We start from the raw sequence: 19,663 nt of genomic DNA on the forward strand, positions 1-19,663 counted from the left end.
TATGACTAAAGTACTTCTTATCTTCTGTGTTGTTTTTTTATCGAGTAATTTGCAGGCTCAAAATGATGCATCCGACTCAGTCTTGAGAACGATTACAAATGCAGGAAAAGATAGGATTACTAAATCAAAATTTGATGGCAAGCGAATTTCCTTAAATTTTCAAGACATTGAAGTGAAAAATGTTTTGCAATTGTTGGCTGAATTTACTGGAATAAATATGGTTATCAGTGATACAGTAACAGGTAATATTACGCTTAGCCTGAATGACATATCCTGGGAGCAGGCTTTGAGTATTATTTTAACAACCCGATCCTTAGAGAAACGACGAATGGGCAATATCATGTTTATCGCACCTGCTGAAGAGATGACTAAACGTGAGAAGAAAATACAACAGGCACAATTGGAAATAGATAATGTTGCTTCTTTGCAAACAGCGTTGTTTCAAATTAATTATGCAAAAGCCATGGATATAGCAAATATTCTACAGGATAAAAAAGATGCCTTTTTATCCGGTCGAGGTAAATTGGTCGTTGATACCAGAACGAATACGCTATGGGTACAAGATAATGCCCGTCGATTAATTGCTATCAGAAAACTTATTAAGCAGCTAGACATACCTGTACAACAAGTATTAATTGAAGCGCGTATTGTTAATGTGACGAAAGATTTTGCGCAAGATTTAGGTCTGCATTTTGGTATATCAAGACCCACTCATCTTAAAGAGTCGTTAAAAAGAGGTGATGTCAGTCAACAAATGGCTACTCCAGCGAATGCTATTCCATTAGCAGAACGATTAAATTTTGATTTAGGAAACATGCCACTGGCTACGTCACCGGCATCAATTGGTATTGCTCTAGCAAAATTGAGTGATGGTATTTTATTAGATTTGGAGCTTTCTGCACTTGAAAGTGAGGGACGGGGAGAGGTTATATCTAGCCCAAGACTTATAGCAACCAATCAACAGCCCGCATTGATTGAATCAGGTGAAGAGATACCTTATCAGGAGGCGACGTCTAGTGGTGCAACTGCTGTATCTTTTAAAAAAGCAGTATTAAGTTTAAGGGTTACTCCACAAATTACTCCTGATAATAAAATTTTAATGGATTTAAAAATTAATCAGGATATACCTTCGCCTAAGGTTTTTAATGGTGTACCAACTATTTTGACAAAAGAAATTCAAACGAGTGTTTTAGTGAATAATGGTCGTACAATTGTTCTAGGTGGAATTTATAAACAAGATAAAAATAATGAGGTCAATCGCGTTCCTTTTTTAGGAGATTTGCCGATTGTAGGGGCATTATTTAGAAATCAAGTGTTGTCGACACGAAATGAGGAGTTGCTCATTTTCATTACTCCTAGGATAATATCAAACAATTTATCGCCAAAATCGTTTGGCAAGCAGAAGTTTGTACGAAATGTAAGATTAAAAACGTTTGGTAAGCAAGCAGGAAAGACAGATTAAGTTTTTCTTGAATGTACTATGTTTAATCAAATATGAGAGGCTTTTTCTCATATTCAGCTGAAGGGGTATGTAATTAAAAATGAGCATAGTTAAAGTACGAAACATATTTTTAATAGGGCCTATGGGAGCAGGTAAAAGCACAATAGGCCGTACTTTGGCAAAGGAGCTCAAACTTGAGTTCTACGATTCTGACGAAGTAATAGAAGAGCGTGCAGGAGCCGATATCTCTTGGATATTTGATATTGAAGGGGAGGAGGGATTTCGTCGCCGAGAGCAGAAAGTCATTGATGAGTTAACACAAAAAACAAATATTGTTTTAGCAACTGGCGGTGGTGTAGTTATGACGCCTGAAAATCGCAACGCTTTAGCTGGACGAGGAACAGTTATCTATTTGAAAACTTCCCTGCAACAACAATACGAACGCACAAAACGCGATACAAAACGACCATTACTGCAAACGGAAGATTTAGAAAGTCGATTAGAAATGCTGCGCGATGAAAGAGAGCCATTTTATGATGAACTGGCTGATATTAGCTTTGAGACGGATAAATTAACTGTAAAAGCTGTAGCAAATAATATTATTAAATACATCTATGGCGAAGTTTGATTTATATAAGGAATTGGTAGTTCATTTACCTGGTCAGGAATATCCTATTGTCATAGGGTATGATGCTTTAATTGATTCTGCTGTTCTTAATCGTTATGTCACCGGTGAGCAAGTACTTATCGTAACCAATGATAAAATTGCATCGCTCTATCTTGGCTATCTGCAAACAGCGTTTAAAGATAAGCAATGTGATGTAGTTATTCTTAAAGATGGTGAAGAATTTAAAAATCAACAAAGCCTGTCTGCTATCTATGATGAATTAATCGCTAAGCATCACCACCGAGATAGCACTCTAATTGCTCTTGGTGGAGGTGTCGTTGGTGATATTACAGGATTTGCAGCAGCAACTTATCAGCGTGGAGTAAAATTTATACAAATACCTACTACTCTATTAGCGCAAGTTGATGCGTCAGTAGGTGGCAAAACAGCTATCAATCATCCACAAGGTAAAAATATGATTGGTAGTTTTTATCAACCTACGGCCGTAATTATTGATTTAAATACTTTAAAAACTCTGCCTATGCGAGAGCTCAGAGCTGGATTTGCCGAGATTATCAAATATGCATTATTGACCGGTGGCGCATTTTTTGACTTGGTTTGGGCTGTATTACAAGAAGGATTAGAGACTAATTCTTCAAAAAATTTAGCTGAGGTAATTAGTTACTGTTGTCAGATTAAAGCCAGTTACGTTGAACAAGATGAGTATGAAATAACAGGCCAGCGTGCTTTTTTAAATTTAGGTCATACTTTTGCGCATGCACTTGAAGCCTGTACTCATTATAGTCGTTGGTTACATGGTGAAGCAGTTGCGATTGGTCTTTATTGTGCGGCATTATTATCGCAGCAGTGTGCTCATCTGGATAAAGAGGTTGTCAATAATATCGACAAAATGCTGTTAATGGCAAAGTTACCTCGGCGAATTCCGAAAGACATTGATCTTGAATCAGTACGAGCAACGATGTCGCAGGATAAAAAAATCAAAAATAAAAATTTGCGCTTCATATTAATGAGAGCAGCAGGAAATTGTTACATTGAAGATAAGGTATCAGAGGACTTGTTGCGCTCAATTTTGCAAGCTGCAGTTGAAGGAGAATAACAATGCAAAATATGACACAGGAATCAGAGAATAAGGAAATAATAACTTCTGTTAAAAATATTTTTAAACCTAGTGCCTGGCTTACCAAAATTGATTTCATTAATCATTTAGTTCTTTTCAACAATGCGCTGGCAGTCGTCCTGGCAGAAGAAGGGGGTGGAAAAACAACCTTTGTTGAATTATTGCAAACCTCACTGGATGCTCAAATAAAAGCGCAGATAATTAAGGCCATCCCTCCATTTAATCAAACTAGTTTATTGCTTCAATTGGCAACAACATTCCATTTGAGGACTGATACTGAGCTGACTACTGCCAAAATCATCGAACAAATTAATGAAAGAAAGGCTCATATATTACTTATTATCGATGATGCTCAGCATGTGTCCGATACTTTTTTACAAGAAGTGTTGCTTGAATTAAAACAGCAGGGAGAGCAGGGATATTTTCACATTTGTCTGGTTTCCGACTTTTCTTTAGTTGCAAGTTTGAATAAGTTAGAAGCAGCCTCGTTAGAGCATTTAATTCATCGCATAGAACCTGGTGCACTCACTGAGAGTGAAACAAAAACTTACCTCTTAAGTAATTTGCCAGCTTTGAAGCGTATTGATCAAACTATGTCAGACAAACGGCTAGCGCAGTTTTACCAACTAACAGGTGGTAATATTGCGCGTATCAATAAAGAAATGACCAATTATTTTTGTCCGGAATTAAAATCAGTAACCACGGAGAAATCGTCTGCTTCCAAGTACATTGGTTTAACCGCAACCTTAACTGTGGCTTTATTAGCTTCAGTCTATATTTGGCAAAATCAGGATCTATTTAAGCAAACAACACCTTCTTCTCAAGAATCGGAACGTGTAGCAATTAAGCAGCAGCAGTTACCTTCAGTTATTGCTCAAGCCCCAACAATGCAAAGAGAGGAGCCTGCTTTAGTCAGCCAGTTACCGAGCTACAATAAAGGAATGACCAGTTACATTCCCGCTCTCCATATTTCAGCCGTCCGTCAAGAAGTGCAGCCACCACCTTTAAGGCGGGTTGTCGACATTAGTTTGGATGAAGAAGAAGTCGACAATTCGTTAGTGGTCATGGATAAAGTGGTCGTGATTCCTAAAACGATAACATCCCCACAGATTAAGCAGGTGGCAAATTTAGAGAGAAATGTTGTTTCTTCAAGAGAGACTCCGAAACCAATGAGGCAGCCTTCTTTGGCAACGACTAATAATGTTGTTGCTTCGAAGGTTCCTGAAGCTAAAGTGGAACGTTATACGGTTCAACTGCTTGCTAGTCAGAACCTTGAAGATGTTAAACGTTTTATTAATCTTCATCATTTAACGGATAGCAAGATTCGTACGACAAAGAGCAAGGGTGCAAACTGGTATGTTTTAACTATCGGTGAATACGGACGCGTGGAGCAGGCACAACAAGTGGCCAAAAATTTGCCTACTACAATTACTCAGTTTAAACCCTGGATCCGCTCAACATCAGGGCTTCCAGCATTAGGTTGAACTCGTCGGGGCTAGATTGTTTGGGGTACTTTTCTTCTAGCCCACGTGCGATAACCAATGACTGCCATGATTGTATATATAGTCATTAAAAAACAATGAAATGGTATATGTTTATGAAAATACATATACGCAAAAATGGCATCAGTAATAAACCAGAGAATCCAGGTTGCGATCATTTTATAACACATTAGCCATTGAGCAGCCAAACTCAACGATGTCGTCATTGCGTCCAGTAGTGCAATATCTGAGTAGGTAAAGACAAGTAACAAGCTTATTATAAAAATAAAAAGACAACTAATGACGCCTGCAATTATCATCCACTGTGTTATAGAAAGTTTGGTAATGATAGGAGCTTCTTGATTCGCTGGGGGTACACGCCAAAGATACCAGCCATAGCAAGTACTAAGAAAATAAAACGATTCAAGTGCCATATCCGCATAAATTCCCTTCTGCCAATACAGCCAGGCATTCAATACAGTAGCAAACAGGCTAATAAGCCATGCCTTTCGGTCAAGACGAATAAAATAATAGGTGGCCAATAAGGACGCTACGGTTCCTAAAAAATCTAAAAGCATGACTTAGAGGGTATTAGTAATCGGTTTTAAAGCTTTATATTTTAACATGAGTTCTAATTGAAAAGGTGTATTTTCAAAAAACAAGGGAACTTGGTATAAATCTTGTTTAATTTTTACAAGTTTAACAATTTTAAACTCGAACTGTTCCTACAGTACCTGCGATTTAATTCTGTTTTTGGAATTTAAGCCAGTAAAATTTTATAGTAAACTGCAAATTATGAGAAATTTATAAGTTCGATTAAAATTAGAATTTAGCGTAGCCAAGGAGAGAAAACCATGTATAAAAGGGTGTTATTCGCGACAGATTTTGACGAAGTGGGAATAAAAGCAGCCCATAAGGCGAAAAAAATTGCTGATGAAAATGGAGCTGATCTACTTTTAGTTCATGTCGTGGAGCCAATTCCAGCATATGCTTACCCTGGCTTTGCAGGATTTGCTGAAGTAGAGGTTTCAATTCGTGAACAGGCGGAAAAGGAATTATCAACTTTAGCTAAAAAACTTGGCGTCGACAGCGCACATTGCATGATTGAATTTGGTTCGACCAAAAATGAAATTTTACGCGTTGCACAAGAGAAAAAAATTGATTTAATTGTCACTGGCAGTCATGGCAAACATGGTCTTGCCTTGTTATTGGGCTCTACTGCCAATGCTATTCTGCATGGTGCTGAATGCGATGTTCTTATCGTGCGTCCAAAGGTTGATTAATTACAGCGATAGGCAAGTTTGTGTGCATTTGCTTTTTCTTTTTGATGGGTATTTATTGGAAATTCAGTAAATACCTTTACTAAATCCCAACGATTTTCCTGGGCATATTTTTGAGTAGGCATTCGATTATCTTTAATTTCCTCTCTTTTGAGGTTCATTTGTAGGATTTTCTTATTTCTTCAGCAGTAATGTTCTCTCTAAACAAATCAACCATCATTCATACCTCGGCACAGGCGTTAGTTTCGAATTGAAAACCAACTAAAAGACAGAATGAAATCTGAAACTAAATTTTCAAAATACAATTAGTCAATAATGAAGAATATGCCTCATTTATAAAGAAATCATTTAAGATAAGTACGCAAAAATGCTTCGTGTAACGGGGGTTTTGCTTCATTCGAAGATTTGGTAGATGTTAATAACTCGTTGACAAAATTTGTCAGCGAGTTATTAACCATGTAGGGATGACAGGGAATACTACCTAATTAATCCTGTTGAGATCATAAATTAGTTTAAAATACTGCGAATAGCTCCTGTTCTTGAGTTTTCATCAGCGTTTTTATAAGTATTCTCAAAGTTATTTTCCAGTCCTTGTTTGTTATTACTACGCTTGAAGAGGCCAAAACTACTACTATGTTCATAACCATATTGGTGCACGGCTTTTACCAACGCGCTCTTATCGTTAGTTTCGATAAACTTCAGAGTCAACTCAACAGCCTTGGCTGATCTGGAATGCGGATTTTGTTTCGCATACTTAAGAACATCGTCCCAGTTTTGGCAAGTATTTTTCTTCTGCTTAAATAGAGAAGATTGAGCTGCATACAAAGATTCATAAACTTTTTGAAACTCAGCAAAAAGATGCTTATCTGCTATTGTTTTTAAGCGCACCATGTTTTCTGCAGTGCATACGTCAGGTTGTTCTTTTGTCAAGAGATAGGCTCTTGTGCAACCTGCTATATCTTTTTGCGAATCATAATAGTCTGGATTAAAAATCTCATAAGAGAGCATTTGATTGACAAGAGGTGCATTATTATTTTTTACGGCATTTGCAAGAGGTGTTAAGCCTTCTTCATTCATTTGTTGTAATGAATCATAAGAAATTAATCGGTCAGCTAGGTCGTCCTGATTACCTTGAAAGGCTAATGCCAAGACTTCTTTGTACTGTTTTTTGTCAGAATTAAGAACAGTAATATCTATTTTTCCTAATTTTGCAGCTAAGCACAGTACTGCATCCCAACGAGCTGATTTTGCGGCCAATAAAATGGGCGAGTTTCCCTCTTTATTACGTTGCTCCAAAGAAACTCCATCGATTTTTCTAACAACATCTGCGAACAAATCCGCTTGTTCTGCTTTACTTAGAAGAACATGAAGAAGAGTATTCCCGGTGTTAGTGTAATAGTAACCAGTAGAGGCTTGAGCTGTGAGCAATTTTTTAGCTACATCGAATTGGTCGTTATTAGCTGCATTAAGTAAAGCACTACCATATTTTGCTAGCTCTTCCTGCTTTGGATCTACCGGAAATTCAGCAAAAACCGCAACTAAATCCCAACGTTTTAGTTGAACTGCTTTTTGAATAGGGCTACCATCACTCAGTTTCGCTTCTCTTATACTGAGTTTTCCTTGCAGTAATTTTCGCAAATCTTCTGGAGTTACTGTTTCCCATGTGTGTGTCGGCTGGAGTAGTTGTACAGTTTCATCTTGCTTGGCTTCTGCTGCTAACTGACGTATTTCTTGGTACTGTAAATGATCATTTATATCAGTTTTTCCGAGTTTCTTTGCCAAACAACCGACTGCCTTCCAGTTATTTGATTTTGCTGCCAACAAAATGGGCGCTACTCCCTCTTTATTGCGCCGTACCAAAGTGCTTTCACCGGTTTTTTGAATAACTTGTTCTAATAGTTCATCTTGTCCTTTATTTATAAGGATATGCAGTAAACCATTTTCCGAACCACTAAAATAGTATCCGGTAGAAGCTCCAGCATCGAGCAATTTTTTAGCTACCTCAAATTGATCGGCATTAACAGCATCAAGCAAAGCGCTACCATATTTTGCTTGCGACTCTTGACTTAATGTTACTGGAAACTCGGCAAAAACCGCGACTAAATCCCAACGCTTGAGTGAAGCTGCCTTTTCAATGAGTGAGCTACCGCTGCTCAATTTTTGCTCACGAATGTCTAGTGTACCTTGCAGTAATTTTCGCAAATCATCTGGCGTCATTGTTTCTAAAGTTGGTGTTTGAAGTCCTTTTAATAATCCTACAATTTCATTTTGGTTTGCTGTTTCTGCTAGCTTAGCAGCTTCTGCATACTGAAGGTTATCTTCAAGAGTTTCTTTTCCTAATTTAGTTGCCAAAGCAGAAACTATCTCCCAATTATTTGATTTTGCTGCTAATAAGATGGGACTATCACCTTCTTTATTGCGTCGTTTCAGAGTAGTTGCATAGGCTTTGTCGATAATTTGTTTGAGTAATTCATTTGGTCCTTTTTTCTTAAGAAGGGTATGCAGTAAGTTCTCACCACTATCACTAAAAAAATACCCAACAGAGGCTCCGGCAGTGATTAATTTCTTGGCAAGATCAAATTGGTCGGCCTGAACCGCAGTCAGTAGAGCACTGCCGTATCTTGCTTTATCTTCTTCAGTTGCATTTACAGGAAATTCAGCAAACACTTCAACTAAATCCCACTGTTTTCCTTGAGCGAATTTTTGAATAGGAGTTTGATTATCTTTAATCTCTTCTCTTTTTTGGGGTTCTTTAGTAAGGATTTCTCTTATTTCTTGAGCAGTAATCTTATCTTTGAACAAATCAGTCATAATAATACCTCAAATGATAGGGTTATTTTGGTGTGCAATTTTAATTCAAATAAAAAATAAAATAAACATTTTATTTTTTAGACGGATAATAACTTAAACCTTTAAATATTTTGATTTTTTAATCATATTTTTGTAAATATTAATGGATATTAATCCAGGCAGGGCATTATAAACTTTAGTTATTAAGGAATTATTAAATGCAACAGGCAGGAGGCAATTTGTAGAGAACAAAAAACTGTTATAAAAAAATTTTCAGTAAAAAATTAGATCCCCATGTGGGGTCAGGTAATCATCAATGAATCAGAATAATCGGAGTTCCCAATATTCGCGAATAGCAATTATCATTACAGGCAATCAGGAACTCTCAGTTAACGTTTATGCAATCTCAAGTGCTTCTTCTTTGAGCGATTTTATAATTGCAGGCCGTTTCTGCAAAGTTGCAAAATACCGGGGTAAATGATCCCAGGCTTTTAAATCAATCTTAAATTTTGTAGCCCATAAAAGAATGACGAACATGTAGGCATCTGGCAGGGTAAAATGCTCACCCATAAGATATTGATGTTTTAAATGTTTATCGATAAAGCCCAATTTGGTCTTTATGAGAGGAATAAAAATTTTGTCCTTAAGTTCTTGAGAAATAGTACTGTTAAATAGATTGCCAAAACTTTTGTGTAATTCGGTTGTTATAAAATTCATCCACTCAAGAGTACGATAACGGCTAAGATCTCCCACTGGCGGCAACAACTCTCGAGCATGAAATTTATCGGCCAAATATTGTTGGACTACTGCGTTTTCTGTAAGTATTTGACCATTATCTAATTCAAGTGCGGGTACGGCACCTTTGGGGTTAATTTTTAGAAAATCCTGAGCGCTTTCAGTTTTTTTAGTTTGTAGATTCACGGCTTCGTAGTTACAATCGACATTAATTTCGTTGATAACAATGCGCACAGCCAGAGAGCATGCTCCTTTGGCAAAAAATAATTTCATCATAAATCCCCTATAGTGGTGGTTTGGCTATCTATTTTTAACCTATTTGCACAGGGTTAGACAAGTAGAAATTATTCTAAGATTTAGTGGGTCGCGTAGTAAAACTTTTATTGCTGGTAACGATAGAAAGTTGTCTTAAATCAAGACGACTAATAAGCATCATCATGGTTGTATTATCAATTTTTCCGCTTTTTCTTAGTGCACGTAGTTCTTGGCGAGCGCCGTCTAAACCAGCTAATCGTAACTCCTGCTCGATGGCCATAGAAAATTTACTCGAATTACTCTCGTTGTCTATGTCAATATTCGATGCGAGAAATTGGTTTAGTGTTGCTAAAATAGAATTTCCTATTTGTTTGCAAATATCGGATTCATGCTCGTCCATGTTGTCACATAATTTTTTCATTCTTTTTTCAATAGCTTTAATTCCTGCCCCAACCGCAGCAATAATAGCTTCTTTTTCTTCATCATAAGGCGCATCAGTAATTAAACCTTTTAATCCAGGCAACATCCGGGGTAATGCAAGCATACTCACGAGCAATGAGCAAAGCACGACACCAACGGCAATAGTGATTAATAAATCCCGTTCAGGAAATGGTGCTCCATCAGGCATCAGGGTAGGAAGAGATAAGATGGCTGCCAAGGCTATTGCCCCGCGTACCCCTCCTAAAGAAATGACAGCGATTACTCTTAAGCGAGGTCGCGACCAGGTTTTTTGACGGTGACGTGCGATGAGGGCTTCCAAAGGAAGCGTTAAGTAAATCCATAAAAAACGCAAGGCAATGAGTGAAAAAGTAATAATGACAATAATCGTCGCACAATAAGGGACACTACTGTGAGTGTGAGCCAACAATTCTAATGAGTTAGCGACATAAATCCCTAAAAGAATAAAGATTGCTCCATTTAGAATAGCTTCAATCATGCCGCGAGCAAAATGACCTTCAATTCGCATGGTCGCTAACGTTCTATCTAAAAAACCTGCTTGGTCAATTGTAAAACCCGCAGCAACAGCGGCAAGAATCCCTGAAACCCCAAGCTTCTCCGCAATAAGATAGGCAGTAAATGGCAAAAGGATTAGCAATAGATTCTCAGTTGTTGTTTCATGAGTATTATGGATACTAAGACGGCCTAAAAGCATAATAAAAAGATAAGTGAGGCTTGCTCCTATTGTAAGACCGCCTAAGCCAATTACAAAAAGACTAAGTGTTGCTTGCGATAGTGAAAAAAGACCAGTTAGCATTGCTGTTAAGGCCAATTTGAATGAAACCAGACCGGAGGCATCATTTAAAAGTGCTTCGCCTTGTAAAATATTAATAAGACGTTCGGGGATTTTCTCTCTAGCTGCTAAGGAGCGTAACGCAACAGCATCAGTAGGAGAGAGCGCTGCTGCTAAAGCAAAAGAAGCAGGCAAAGGAATTAGAGGGATTAACCAATGAATGAGATACCCCATGCCAATGGTTGTAAAAAATACTAAACCAATAGATAACATGATAATAGGTCTGGTATTGGATAAAAATTCTCTCTTGGGAAAACGCCAACTATCAATGAACAAAAGAGGGGGGATGAACAGCAACATAAAAAGTTCGGGATTAAATCCTACATGAGAACCAGGAAAAAGAAGCCCAACTAATATACCAATACCAATTTGTATGAGCACCGCGGGTATGGATGGAATGAATCGTCTAATAATATCTGAAACTACAAGCAAAAATAAAAACATAAGGCAAATTAAGACATTTTCCATGTTGTGTAGCACTCCAGATGTTTAAACTTATAAGGTGGTAAATAAACTATGGTTACCATTTTATAGTTTGTTCTCTTCTAATTGATGAGATTGTGCCATTCTACGCATAGTTAAGGAATATTTTACTTAAAACGCTTCATTGTGTGGGATAGTAACCTCCGTCACCTGGAAGGGAGATTACTTTGTTTATACTAGAAGGTTTTGTTGAACCGAAATTTACTCAACTACTTTGGGGAAATGCTCGGTAACTGAGCGATTATCACCATAATAGATAACTTTCGCTTCTTCAATAAAAACTCGGTATTGATTAACCCCTGCAGCAGCAATGTGCTCAAGAAAGGTAGGATAGGTAATTTTTTTCTTTTGCACATTCATGATTGCCTGCATTAGCTTTTGTTGGTCAAATTGTTTAGCAAGAAAGGGCGTAGAAATCGGTAGCTCTTCTTGATGGGTTAGTTGTGATGAGAATTCATAGACTATTTTCATGTTTTCTAAATCAACCTCATAGTTTTTCACATGGATGGCTGTCAATCGTTTAACATGCTCTAAAAAATCAACTTGATCTTCAAGACAGTCTTTTATTGACATTTTAATGATGTTAGCGACATCGTTCATTTTTATTCTCCTGTAGATGTAAAAATGAGAATTTTAAAATGAGATAAAGACGGGGTATTGGAAAAATACGACAAGCAAAAAAATTTAAACTTGAGAAGGAGTCATATTAGAAAACTCTTTAAAATCATTGATAAAATGCGCTTGATCATAATAATTACATTTTTCCACAATGTCTTTCCAGCTCAATCCCTCATTAAGAAATTTGACAGCAGATTGGAAGCGCTTCAATAGAAGAAATTTTTTTGGTGTAAGACCAACTAATTCTTTGAAGCGGCGTTCTATTGTCCTAATTGTATAGCCAGAAATTTCCTCGAGATATTTAGTCTGATAATTGGAGTCACTCATTGTCTGTTGAATGAGAGCTATAAAATTATAATCGAGTCTTTTATTAGCCTTGCCAGTTTGTAAATGATTAAAAAACTTTTTCAGATGGATAGTCAGTTTATTTAATGAGTATCTCTTAGATAACAGCTCTTCCAATTTTTCATGTGCAGAACCAGTTATAAGATCACAAAAATTAAAAGCATTATTTATAAAATTCTCAGAGGGCTCATTTATCAGGCAAGCCATGGCCCAAGGATAAAATTTTATTAAAAGGGTTTTTGTGCCAATTGTGGAGCATTGATATTTTCTAGAGTTTGTTTGCAATCCACTTAAGCCACAACGGCTTAACTGAATGTTTTCATTATTATTTAATAATAATAGCGATCCTGTATACTGATATCCCAGCACAATATACAAGTCAGGGGATACTGTATAAGGTAAGATTGTTTGTTGTTGGTCATTGTCATGAATTTCAATGCTTTTGATTAGCGGAAAATTGATCAAACACGTTCCCCTCGAATACTAAAAAATTTTAATCATACTCCGTATTTGGGTTATGGATAGTTATTTCTAAGAAGTAACATTTAACAATTACATGTATACGGTGATTTATGTTACTAGCAGAATTAGATTTGGATGCTTTATATAACATTCTTGATTGTGAAAAGTTGAAAGAATTAATTGGGATATTTGGTGAAGAAAGAATTCGCCAATTCCTGGCTGAGTCTTCTAATCATCCCGTTTTGCAATATCACTTCAGTCGGACAATGCAATCTTTTGCATTATTCATTAATGATGCTCCAAGTTATCCTTTAATCATTCTTTGGAGTATTCTCGGATTAATCAATCTAGGATTGATTGCCTTAACCGTGATTACTGTGAGTGTTGTTTTATTTACAGTTGGCTTAAGCGTTTTTTATTTTATTGCTAACTACCTTGAGATGCAGAAGGCAGAATATAAATTTGAGAAATTTTTGCAATTTATTGATCTGAAAAACAGAGTGATTGATTTAATCTTCGAAAGAGAGGGGATACAACTTGAGCTCGAAGAAAAACCCTCATTTAAGGATAAAAAGAAACTGACAAGGATTAGAGATTCGGTGGGTTTAACGCTTTTTACGGCAAGCACATTATTTGGAACTTTTTTTCTGGGAATCAATGCAATTGTAGCGTCTTTTGGAGCAACAATTCTTTTGAGTGCCTTAACAGGACCCCTCGGGCTTATGATTACCTTAAGTATTTGTTGTGGTGCAGGAATATGTTTTGGTATTAACTATTACCAAATGAGCAAACGCGAGGATGAGAAACAATTCGAACAGAAATATTTAACGACTCTATTCAATAAAAAAAACAGCCTATGTCAGCACTATCGGGAAAAGAAGAAATTAATGGACCTTACGGGCGATGAGCAAGAATCCAACGAGTCTTATCAAGCTGCCAAAAAAATTAAAAGGAAAGAAAATGATTCTGCAAAAACAAATTATTCTCTTCCTTTTTTTGAGAAAAGAATGATAGTAGCTGGTCCTACTTTTTTAACTAATCCCAATTCCCTGAAGTTGGAAATTTAAATTCAAATTGATCTGCTATTAATTTCAGCCACTTGAGGGATTTTTAGCTTATTTTAAATAAACGTCGTTTTAAATAATCTTATAGTGCTATAGTTATCAAATTATGCTCTTTTTTATTGTGATGTAGATAAATCTATTTGAGGATGGATGGCTAGAGACGTTATGAACACGAAAAGTAGCAAAACACAAACAGTAGTATTGGCGTTGTTAGCCATTTTGCCTTTACTTTTCGCTTGCAGTGAGAAAAAAAAACCGGCAGAGGAAGCGCCTCTGGTCACTGTGGTTACTTTAAAAACAGAACCATTTACCCTCACTGCCGAATTGCCTGGTCGCACGCGTCCTTATCGTGTGGCTGAAGTGAGACCGCAAGTAGGCGGTATTATTTTAAAACGTCAATTTATTGAGGGTAGTGATGTAAAAAAGGGACAATCTTTATATCAAATCGATCCGGCACCTTACATAGCTGCTTACGATAATGCAAAAGGGGAGTTGGCTAAAGCAGAGGCCAATGCGCAAATTAACCATCTAACGGTAAAGCGTTACCAACCCTTATTAGGTACAAATTTTGTCAGTCGTCAAGATTATGATACTGCTGTTGCTAATGCCAAGCAGGCTGATGCAACAGTTGTAGCAGCTAAAGCAAATCTGAAAACGGCTTACATCAATCTTGTTTATACAAAAGTAATCTCACCACTTAGTGGGCGAATTGGTAAATCGAACGTTACGGAAGGGGCATTAGTTACTGAAAACCAGACAACAGCGTTAACTACTGTACATCAACTGGATCCCATTTATGTTGATGTTACACAATCGAGTGCCGATTTTTTGCGCCTGAAGCGTGAGTTTGCCAAAGGATTTCTTAAGCAAGGTCATGATAATGTTGTTGTCGAATTAATTTTAGAAGATGGTACACACTATGGTAAAACGGGAACTTTAGAATTCTCTGATGTTACTGTGGATGAAACGACAGGATCGTTTACTGTACGCGCTATTTTCCCTAATCCTAACTATGAATTGCTCCCTGGGATGTTTGTACGCGCGATTTTAAAAGAGGGTATGAAAGAACAGGCAATTCTTGCTCCACAGCAGGGGATTACCCGTAATGCTCGTGGTCAAGCAACGGCCCTTATTGTTGACACTAAAGGTAAGGTCGTTTTACGCGAAGTAGTAACCGCAAAGGCAATTGGCGATAAATGGCTTATTGTAAGTGGTCTTAATGCCGGTGATAAGATCATTGTAACTGGTCAGTTGAAAATTAAGCCTGGAATGACGGTAAGATTTGTAGAGGCTAATGAAAAGCCTAGTAACACCACTGACGATAAACATACATCAACAGATAGTTCCATAAAGGGTAATTAGAGAATGTCTAATTTTTTTATAGACAGACCCATTTTTGCTTGGGTGTTAGCGATACTTGTCATGTTGGCAGGGGTAATTGCTATCTTTAATTTACCAATAGCACAATATCCAACCGTAGCACCACCTGCAATTCAAATCGCGGCAACTTATCCAGGGGCTGATGCTGCAACTGTTGCAGACACTGTGACCCAAGTTATTGAACAGAATATGAGCGGGATTGATAAGTTGTTGTATATCTCTTCTCAAAGTGATTCCTCAGGTTCAGTGACTATTACTCTGACCTTTGACGCTAGCGCCGATCCCGACATAGCACAAGTGCAGGTACAAAATAAATTACAACTTGCCATGCCACTGCTTCCTCAAGAGGTGCAGGAATTAGGAGTAAATGTTAAGAAATCTAGTAGTGGTTACCTTCTTGTTCTTGGGGTAATTTCTGAAGATGGGAGCATGGATCAATATGATCTTGCTGACTACCTTGCCTCAAATATCCAAGATCCTGTTAGTCGCCTCAATGGTGTGGGCGATGTCGAGTTATTTGGTGCTCAATATGCCATGCGAATTTGGTTAGATCCTCATAAGCTAAATAATTATCAGTTAATGCCCAGTGATGTAATTCTGGCTATTCGAGCACAAAATAACCAAATTGCCGCTGGACAACTGGGAGGTACGCCCGCTGTTGCTAATCAACAACTTAATGCTTCTATTATTGCTCAAACCCGTCTAAAGACACCGGAGGAGTTTGGAAAAATTTTGTTAAAAGTTAACAAGGATGGTTCTCAAGTTCGTTTAAAAGATGTGGCTCATATCGAATTGGGCGGGGAAAATTACGTTATGATTTCTCGCTATAATGGTACTCCCGCGGCAGGCTTAGGCATTAAACTTGCGACAGGCGCAAACGCGCTTGATACTGCTGCAATAATAAAGAATGAAATTGCTGAAATGGCACCTTTTTTCCCAAAAGGCTTTAAGGTGGTCTATCCCTACGATACAACACCCTTTGTAAAAATTTCTATTGAGGAAGTCGTTAAAACACTCATTGAAGCAATTATTCTCGTTTTTCTGGTGATGTATCTTTTTCTGCAAAATTTTCGTGCGACACTGATTCCAACGATTGCCGTCCCTGTGGTGTTGTTGGGTACATTTGCAATTTTGTCTATTTTTGGTTTTAGCATTAATACCTTAACCATGTTTGGGATGGTTTTAGCAATAGGTTTATTAGTTGATGATGCGATCGTTGTCATAGAAAATGTCGAGCGTGTCATTGTCGAAGAGAAATTAGAACCGAAGGCAGCCACTCGTCGTTCCATGGCGCAAATTCAAGGGGCTTTGGTAGGAATTGCGACAGTATTATCAGCTGTTTTCATTCCAATGTCTTTTTTTGGCGGATCAACAGGGGCAATTTATCGGCAGTTTTCCCTTACGATTGTATCTGCTATGGTACTTTCTGTTTTGGTTGCTTTAATTTTAACTCCTGCACTTTGTGCAACTCTCTTAAAACCAATGTCAGTGAAAGAAATCCATCAGCGAAAAGGATTTTTTGGTTGGTTTAATCATAGTTTTGAACGTGTTACTCACCTCTATCACGATGCGGTTAAAAAAATTCTTTATCAAACCGGGCGGTATTTACTGATTTATTTATTAATTGTTGTGGGTGTGGGCTATTTATTTCTTACATTGCCTTCATCTTTTTTACCTGACGAGGATCAGGGAATGTTGCTAACGATGATGCAATTACCTGCAGGTGCTACCATAGAACGCACACAAAAAGTTGCTGATCAAGTAACGGACTACTACCTTACAAAAGAAAAAAACAATGTCGTTTCCGTGTTTACAGTGGTTGGTTTTGGCTTTAATGGTCAAGGACAAAATACCGGGCTTGCGTTTGTTACCCTAAAAGATTGGGACGAACGTAAGGGGGCTGCAAATAAAGTCGATGGCATTATCTCAAGAGCAACGAATGCTTTTTCACATATTAAAGATGGATTGGTTTTTCCCTTCAATTTACCTGCGATTATTGACTTGGGTACTGCTACAGGTTTTGATTTTGAATTGATTGATAGAGGTGCTGTAGGCCATGAAAAATTAACTGCAGCGCGTAATAAACTTTTGGAGATGGTAAAAAAACACCCTGAAACGCTAGTACGTGTTCGTCCTAATGGATTAGAGGATACACCACAATTTAAGCTTGAGATTGATCAGGAAAAAGCAGAGGCTTTGGGTGCTTCAATTAATGATATTAATCAAACAATTTCCACTAATTTAGGAAGCACCTATGTCAATGATTTTATTGATAGAGGCCGAGTGAAGAAAGTGTATGTACAAGCTGAGGCTAAATTTCGCATGCTACCAAACGATATCAAAGAGTGGTATGTCAGAGGACAAGATGGACAAATGATTCCATTTTCAGCATTTGCTACGAGTCGTTGGGAATTTGGTTCGCCGCGTTTGGAACGCTACAATGGTTTGCCATCTATGGAGATTTTGGGAGAAGCTGCACCAGGTAAAAGTACGGGTGAAGCAATGCTATTAATGGAAAAATTGGCATCCAAACTTCCTGCTGGGATAGGTTATGATTGGACCGGTATGTCTTATCAGGAACGTTTATCTGGCTCTCAAGCGCCTATGCTCTATACAATTTCACTAATCGTCATTTTTTTATGTCTGGCGGCATTATATGAAAGTTGGTCTATTCCTTTTTCAGTCATGTTGGTAGTGCCTTTAGGTGTTATTGGGGCATTATTGGCTACCTCATTGCGAGGATTAAGTAATGATGTTTATTTCCAGGTAGGTCTTTTGACCACCATTGGTTTATCTGCAAAAAACGCCATTTTGATCGTTGAATTTGCTAAAGATTTAATTGAAAAAGAAGGTAAAAGTTTGGTTGAAGCAACACTTGAAGCTTCACGAATGCGTTTGCGTCCTATCTTGATGACGTCTATGGCATTTATTTTTGGTGTTCTCCCTCTCGTGGTTAGTACTGGGGCCGGCTCTGGAGCTCAGAATGCAGTAGGTACAGGGGTTGCTGGAGGAATGTTCACTGCAACCATCCTTGCTATCTTTTTTGTGCCTGTGTTTTTTGTTGTTGTTCGTCGCTATTTTAGTAAAGACAAGGAATGAGATCGCACTGCTCTAAATTCATATCATTCTCGCGCAAGGGAATCTTCCAAACAAAGAAGAGAATTAATAGAATGAATAGATTCCCGTCTGCATAGAATAGCACTATATAAACAGGACAATAAAATTGGTATAAAATTAAAAAAGTACAGAATCGACACCTTGGCTAAAGTTAGATTAATTTCGCATTTGCCCGTAAACTCGGTATAATCTTTTCATTTTATTATGAATAAGCATGAAGCTGCTGCGTGGATTAGAAAACATCCCTGATTTTTCCCAGGGCACGGTTGCAACGATTGGCAATTTTGATGGTGTGCACCGAGGGCACCAGGCTTTATTGAAAAAGCTGCGTATTCAAGCAGATAAAATGCGATTACCTTTAGTTGTTTTGTTGTTTGAACCTCAGCCTGGTGAGTTTTTTTATAGACAACAAGCTCCTGCAAGGCTAACAAGCTTGCGCGAAAAAATAGATGTACTCAAGCGCTGTAATGTTGATTATGTTTGTTGTCTGAAATTTAATAAAGAACTCGCTTTAATGACAGCGCAAGATTTTGCAAGGCATTATTTCTTTTCACTGTTGCAAATAAAGTATTTGCTAGTAGGTGAAGATTTCCGTTTTGGCCAACAACGAAAAGGAGATGTTCATCTAATTCGAGAGATAGGTAAAGATATAGATTGTCTTGTTGAAACGTTTCCCGATGTCTCTTTGGATAGCCAACGTGTAAGTTCAACCAAGGTAAGAGAGGCTTTGGCAAAAGGTGATCTTGTGCAAGCTTCCCGATTATTAGGAAGAACCTATAGCCTTTGTGGTCGAGTGACTAAAGGCGATGGACGTGGCAGGCAATGGGGAATACCTACGGCTAATTTAAGCATGCATAAACTTTCATTGCCGTTAAGAGGAGTATTTTGCGTACAGATTAAGAGAAAAGATGTCTGGCTTTCTGGAGTGGCTAACTTAGGAAGTAGACCTACTGTAGACGGAACTAAAAATATTCTTGAAGTTCATCTGTTTGATTTTGATGAGAATCTGTATGGTGAAATGTTACAAGTGTTTTTCTTGCACAAATTGCGAGATGAGATTAAATTTTCTTCAGTGGATGCTTTGATAAAACAAATCCATGACGATGTTGATATGGCTAAAGCACGATTTCGCGCTGGCCCTAATTCAAACTTAACGTTTTTAGTAGAGTAGACGCA

Annotated in this window: 16 protein-coding genes; 9 read left to right on the forward strand and 7 right to left on the reverse strand. The window is 37.6% G+C overall.

Translation table 11 applies throughout. The annotated features are described in order from the left end of the window. Position 1: 1 nt before the first annotated feature. The 4 genes from PXX05_RS03385 (at position 2) to PXX05_RS03400 (ending at position 4,670) form a co-directional block, all read left to right on the forward strand. Positions 2-1,462 carry a type IV pilus secretin PilQ gene (locus PXX05_RS03385; RefSeq protein ID WP_275089651.1) on the forward strand — a complete coding sequence of 487 codons (1,461 nt, stop codon included), beginning with the start codon at positions 2-4 and terminating at the stop codon, positions 1,460-1,462. Between the two features lie 79 nt (positions 1,463-1,541). Next, positions 1,542-2,069 (forward strand): shikimate kinase AroK, encoded by a 528-nt coding sequence (aroK, locus tag PXX05_RS03390; RefSeq protein WP_045106431.1) that lies wholly within the window; start codon positions 1,542-1,544, stop codon positions 2,067-2,069. Then, positions 2,056-3,165, forward strand: coding sequence for a 3-dehydroquinate synthase (gene aroB, locus PXX05_RS03395; protein ID WP_275089652.1), 1,110 nt, complete (start codon positions 2,056-2,058; stop codon positions 3,163-3,165). Before aroK ends, aroB begins: the two co-directional genes overlap by 14 nt. 2 nt (positions 3,166-3,167) lie before the next feature. After that, positions 3,168-4,670 (forward strand): SPOR domain-containing protein, encoded by a 1,503-nt coding sequence (locus PXX05_RS03400; protein WP_275089653.1) that lies wholly within the window; start codon positions 3,168-3,170, stop codon positions 4,668-4,670. An 11-nt stretch (positions 4,671-4,681) separates the two neighbouring features. On the opposite strand, the gene pnuC is transcribed toward PXX05_RS03400, so the two are convergent. Further along, the gene (gene pnuC / locus PXX05_RS03405) at positions 4,682-5,245 is read right to left on the reverse strand and encodes a nicotinamide riboside transporter PnuC (RefSeq protein ID WP_275089654.1); all 564 of its coding nucleotides are present in this window, start codon (positions 5,243-5,245) and stop codon (positions 4,682-4,684) included. Positions 5,246-5,521: 276 nt separating this feature from the next. Here pnuC and PXX05_RS03410 point away from each other — a divergent pair, with 276 nt between their 5' ends. Then, on the forward strand, positions 5,522-5,950 hold the full coding sequence (locus PXX05_RS03410) for a universal stress protein (RefSeq protein ID WP_275089655.1): 429 nt from the start codon (positions 5,522-5,524) through the stop codon (positions 5,948-5,950). Here PXX05_RS03410 and PXX05_RS03415 read toward each other — a convergent pair. The 6 genes from PXX05_RS03415 to PXX05_RS03440 all read right to left on the reverse strand — a co-directional run bounded on the left by PXX05_RS03415 (position 5,947) and on the right by PXX05_RS03440 (position 12,929). After that, positions 5,947-6,108 (reverse strand): hypothetical protein, encoded by a 162-nt coding sequence (locus PXX05_RS03415; protein WP_275089656.1) that lies wholly within the window; start codon positions 6,106-6,108, stop codon positions 5,947-5,949. The two genes, PXX05_RS03410 and PXX05_RS03415, sit on opposite strands and share 4 nt — an antisense overlap. Positions 6,109-6,454: 346 nt before the next feature. Continuing rightward, entirely contained in the window at positions 6,455-8,758 is a 2,304-nt protein-coding gene (locus tag PXX05_RS03420) for a transient-receptor-potential channel family protein (protein WP_275089657.1), read from the reverse strand. 375 nt (positions 8,759-9,133) lie between these two features. After that, positions 9,134-9,748 carry a glutathione transferase GstA gene (gene gstA / locus PXX05_RS03425; RefSeq protein ID WP_338034425.1) on the reverse strand — a complete coding sequence of 205 codons (615 nt, stop codon included), beginning with the start codon at positions 9,746-9,748 and terminating at the stop codon, positions 9,134-9,136. Positions 9,749-9,821: 73 nt separating this feature from the next. Then, the gene (locus PXX05_RS03430; RefSeq protein ID WP_275089658.1) at positions 9,822-11,486 is read right to left on the reverse strand and encodes a Na+/H+ antiporter; all 1,665 of its coding nucleotides are present in this window, start codon (positions 11,484-11,486) and stop codon (positions 9,822-9,824) included. Between the two features lie 216 nt (positions 11,487-11,702). Beyond that, a complete protein-coding gene (locus tag PXX05_RS03435; RefSeq protein WP_275089659.1) occupies positions 11,703-12,101 on the reverse strand; it encodes a DUF1398 family protein in 399 nt (132 codons plus the stop codon). An 84-nt stretch (positions 12,102-12,185) separates the two neighbouring features. Next, a complete protein-coding gene (locus tag PXX05_RS03440) occupies positions 12,186-12,929 on the reverse strand; it encodes a helix-turn-helix domain-containing protein (protein ID WP_275089660.1) in 744 nt (247 codons plus the stop codon). A 107-nt stretch (positions 12,930-13,036) separates the two neighbouring features. Between PXX05_RS03440 and PXX05_RS03445 the strand changes: the two genes are divergently transcribed. The 4 genes from PXX05_RS03445 (at position 13,037) to ribF (ending at position 19,658) form a co-directional block, all read left to right on the forward strand. Beyond that, on the forward strand, positions 13,037-13,993 hold the full coding sequence (locus tag PXX05_RS03445) for a hypothetical protein (protein ID WP_275089661.1): 957 nt from the start codon (positions 13,037-13,039) through the stop codon (positions 13,991-13,993). Positions 13,994-14,155: 162 nt separating this feature from the next. Continuing rightward, positions 14,156-15,352: an efflux RND transporter periplasmic adaptor subunit gene (locus PXX05_RS03450; RefSeq protein WP_275089662.1), complete on the forward strand. Its 1,197-nt coding sequence runs from the start codon at positions 14,156-14,158 to the stop codon at positions 15,350-15,352. Positions 15,353-15,355: 3 nt separating this feature from the next. Then, positions 15,356-18,469: an efflux RND transporter permease subunit gene (locus PXX05_RS03455; RefSeq protein WP_275089663.1), complete on the forward strand. Its 3,114-nt coding sequence runs from the start codon at positions 15,356-15,358 to the stop codon at positions 18,467-18,469. A 232-nt stretch (positions 18,470-18,701) separates the two neighbouring features. Further along, on the forward strand, positions 18,702-19,658 hold the full coding sequence (ribF, locus tag PXX05_RS03460; RefSeq protein WP_275089664.1) for a bifunctional riboflavin kinase/FAD synthetase: 957 nt from the start codon (positions 18,702-18,704) through the stop codon (positions 19,656-19,658). Positions 19,659-19,663: the final 5 nt, after the last annotated feature.

Source organism: Legionella cardiaca, assembly GCF_029026145.1.
Taxonomy (GTDB): domain Bacteria; phylum Pseudomonadota; class Gammaproteobacteria; order Legionellales; family Legionellaceae; genus Tatlockia; species Tatlockia cardiaca.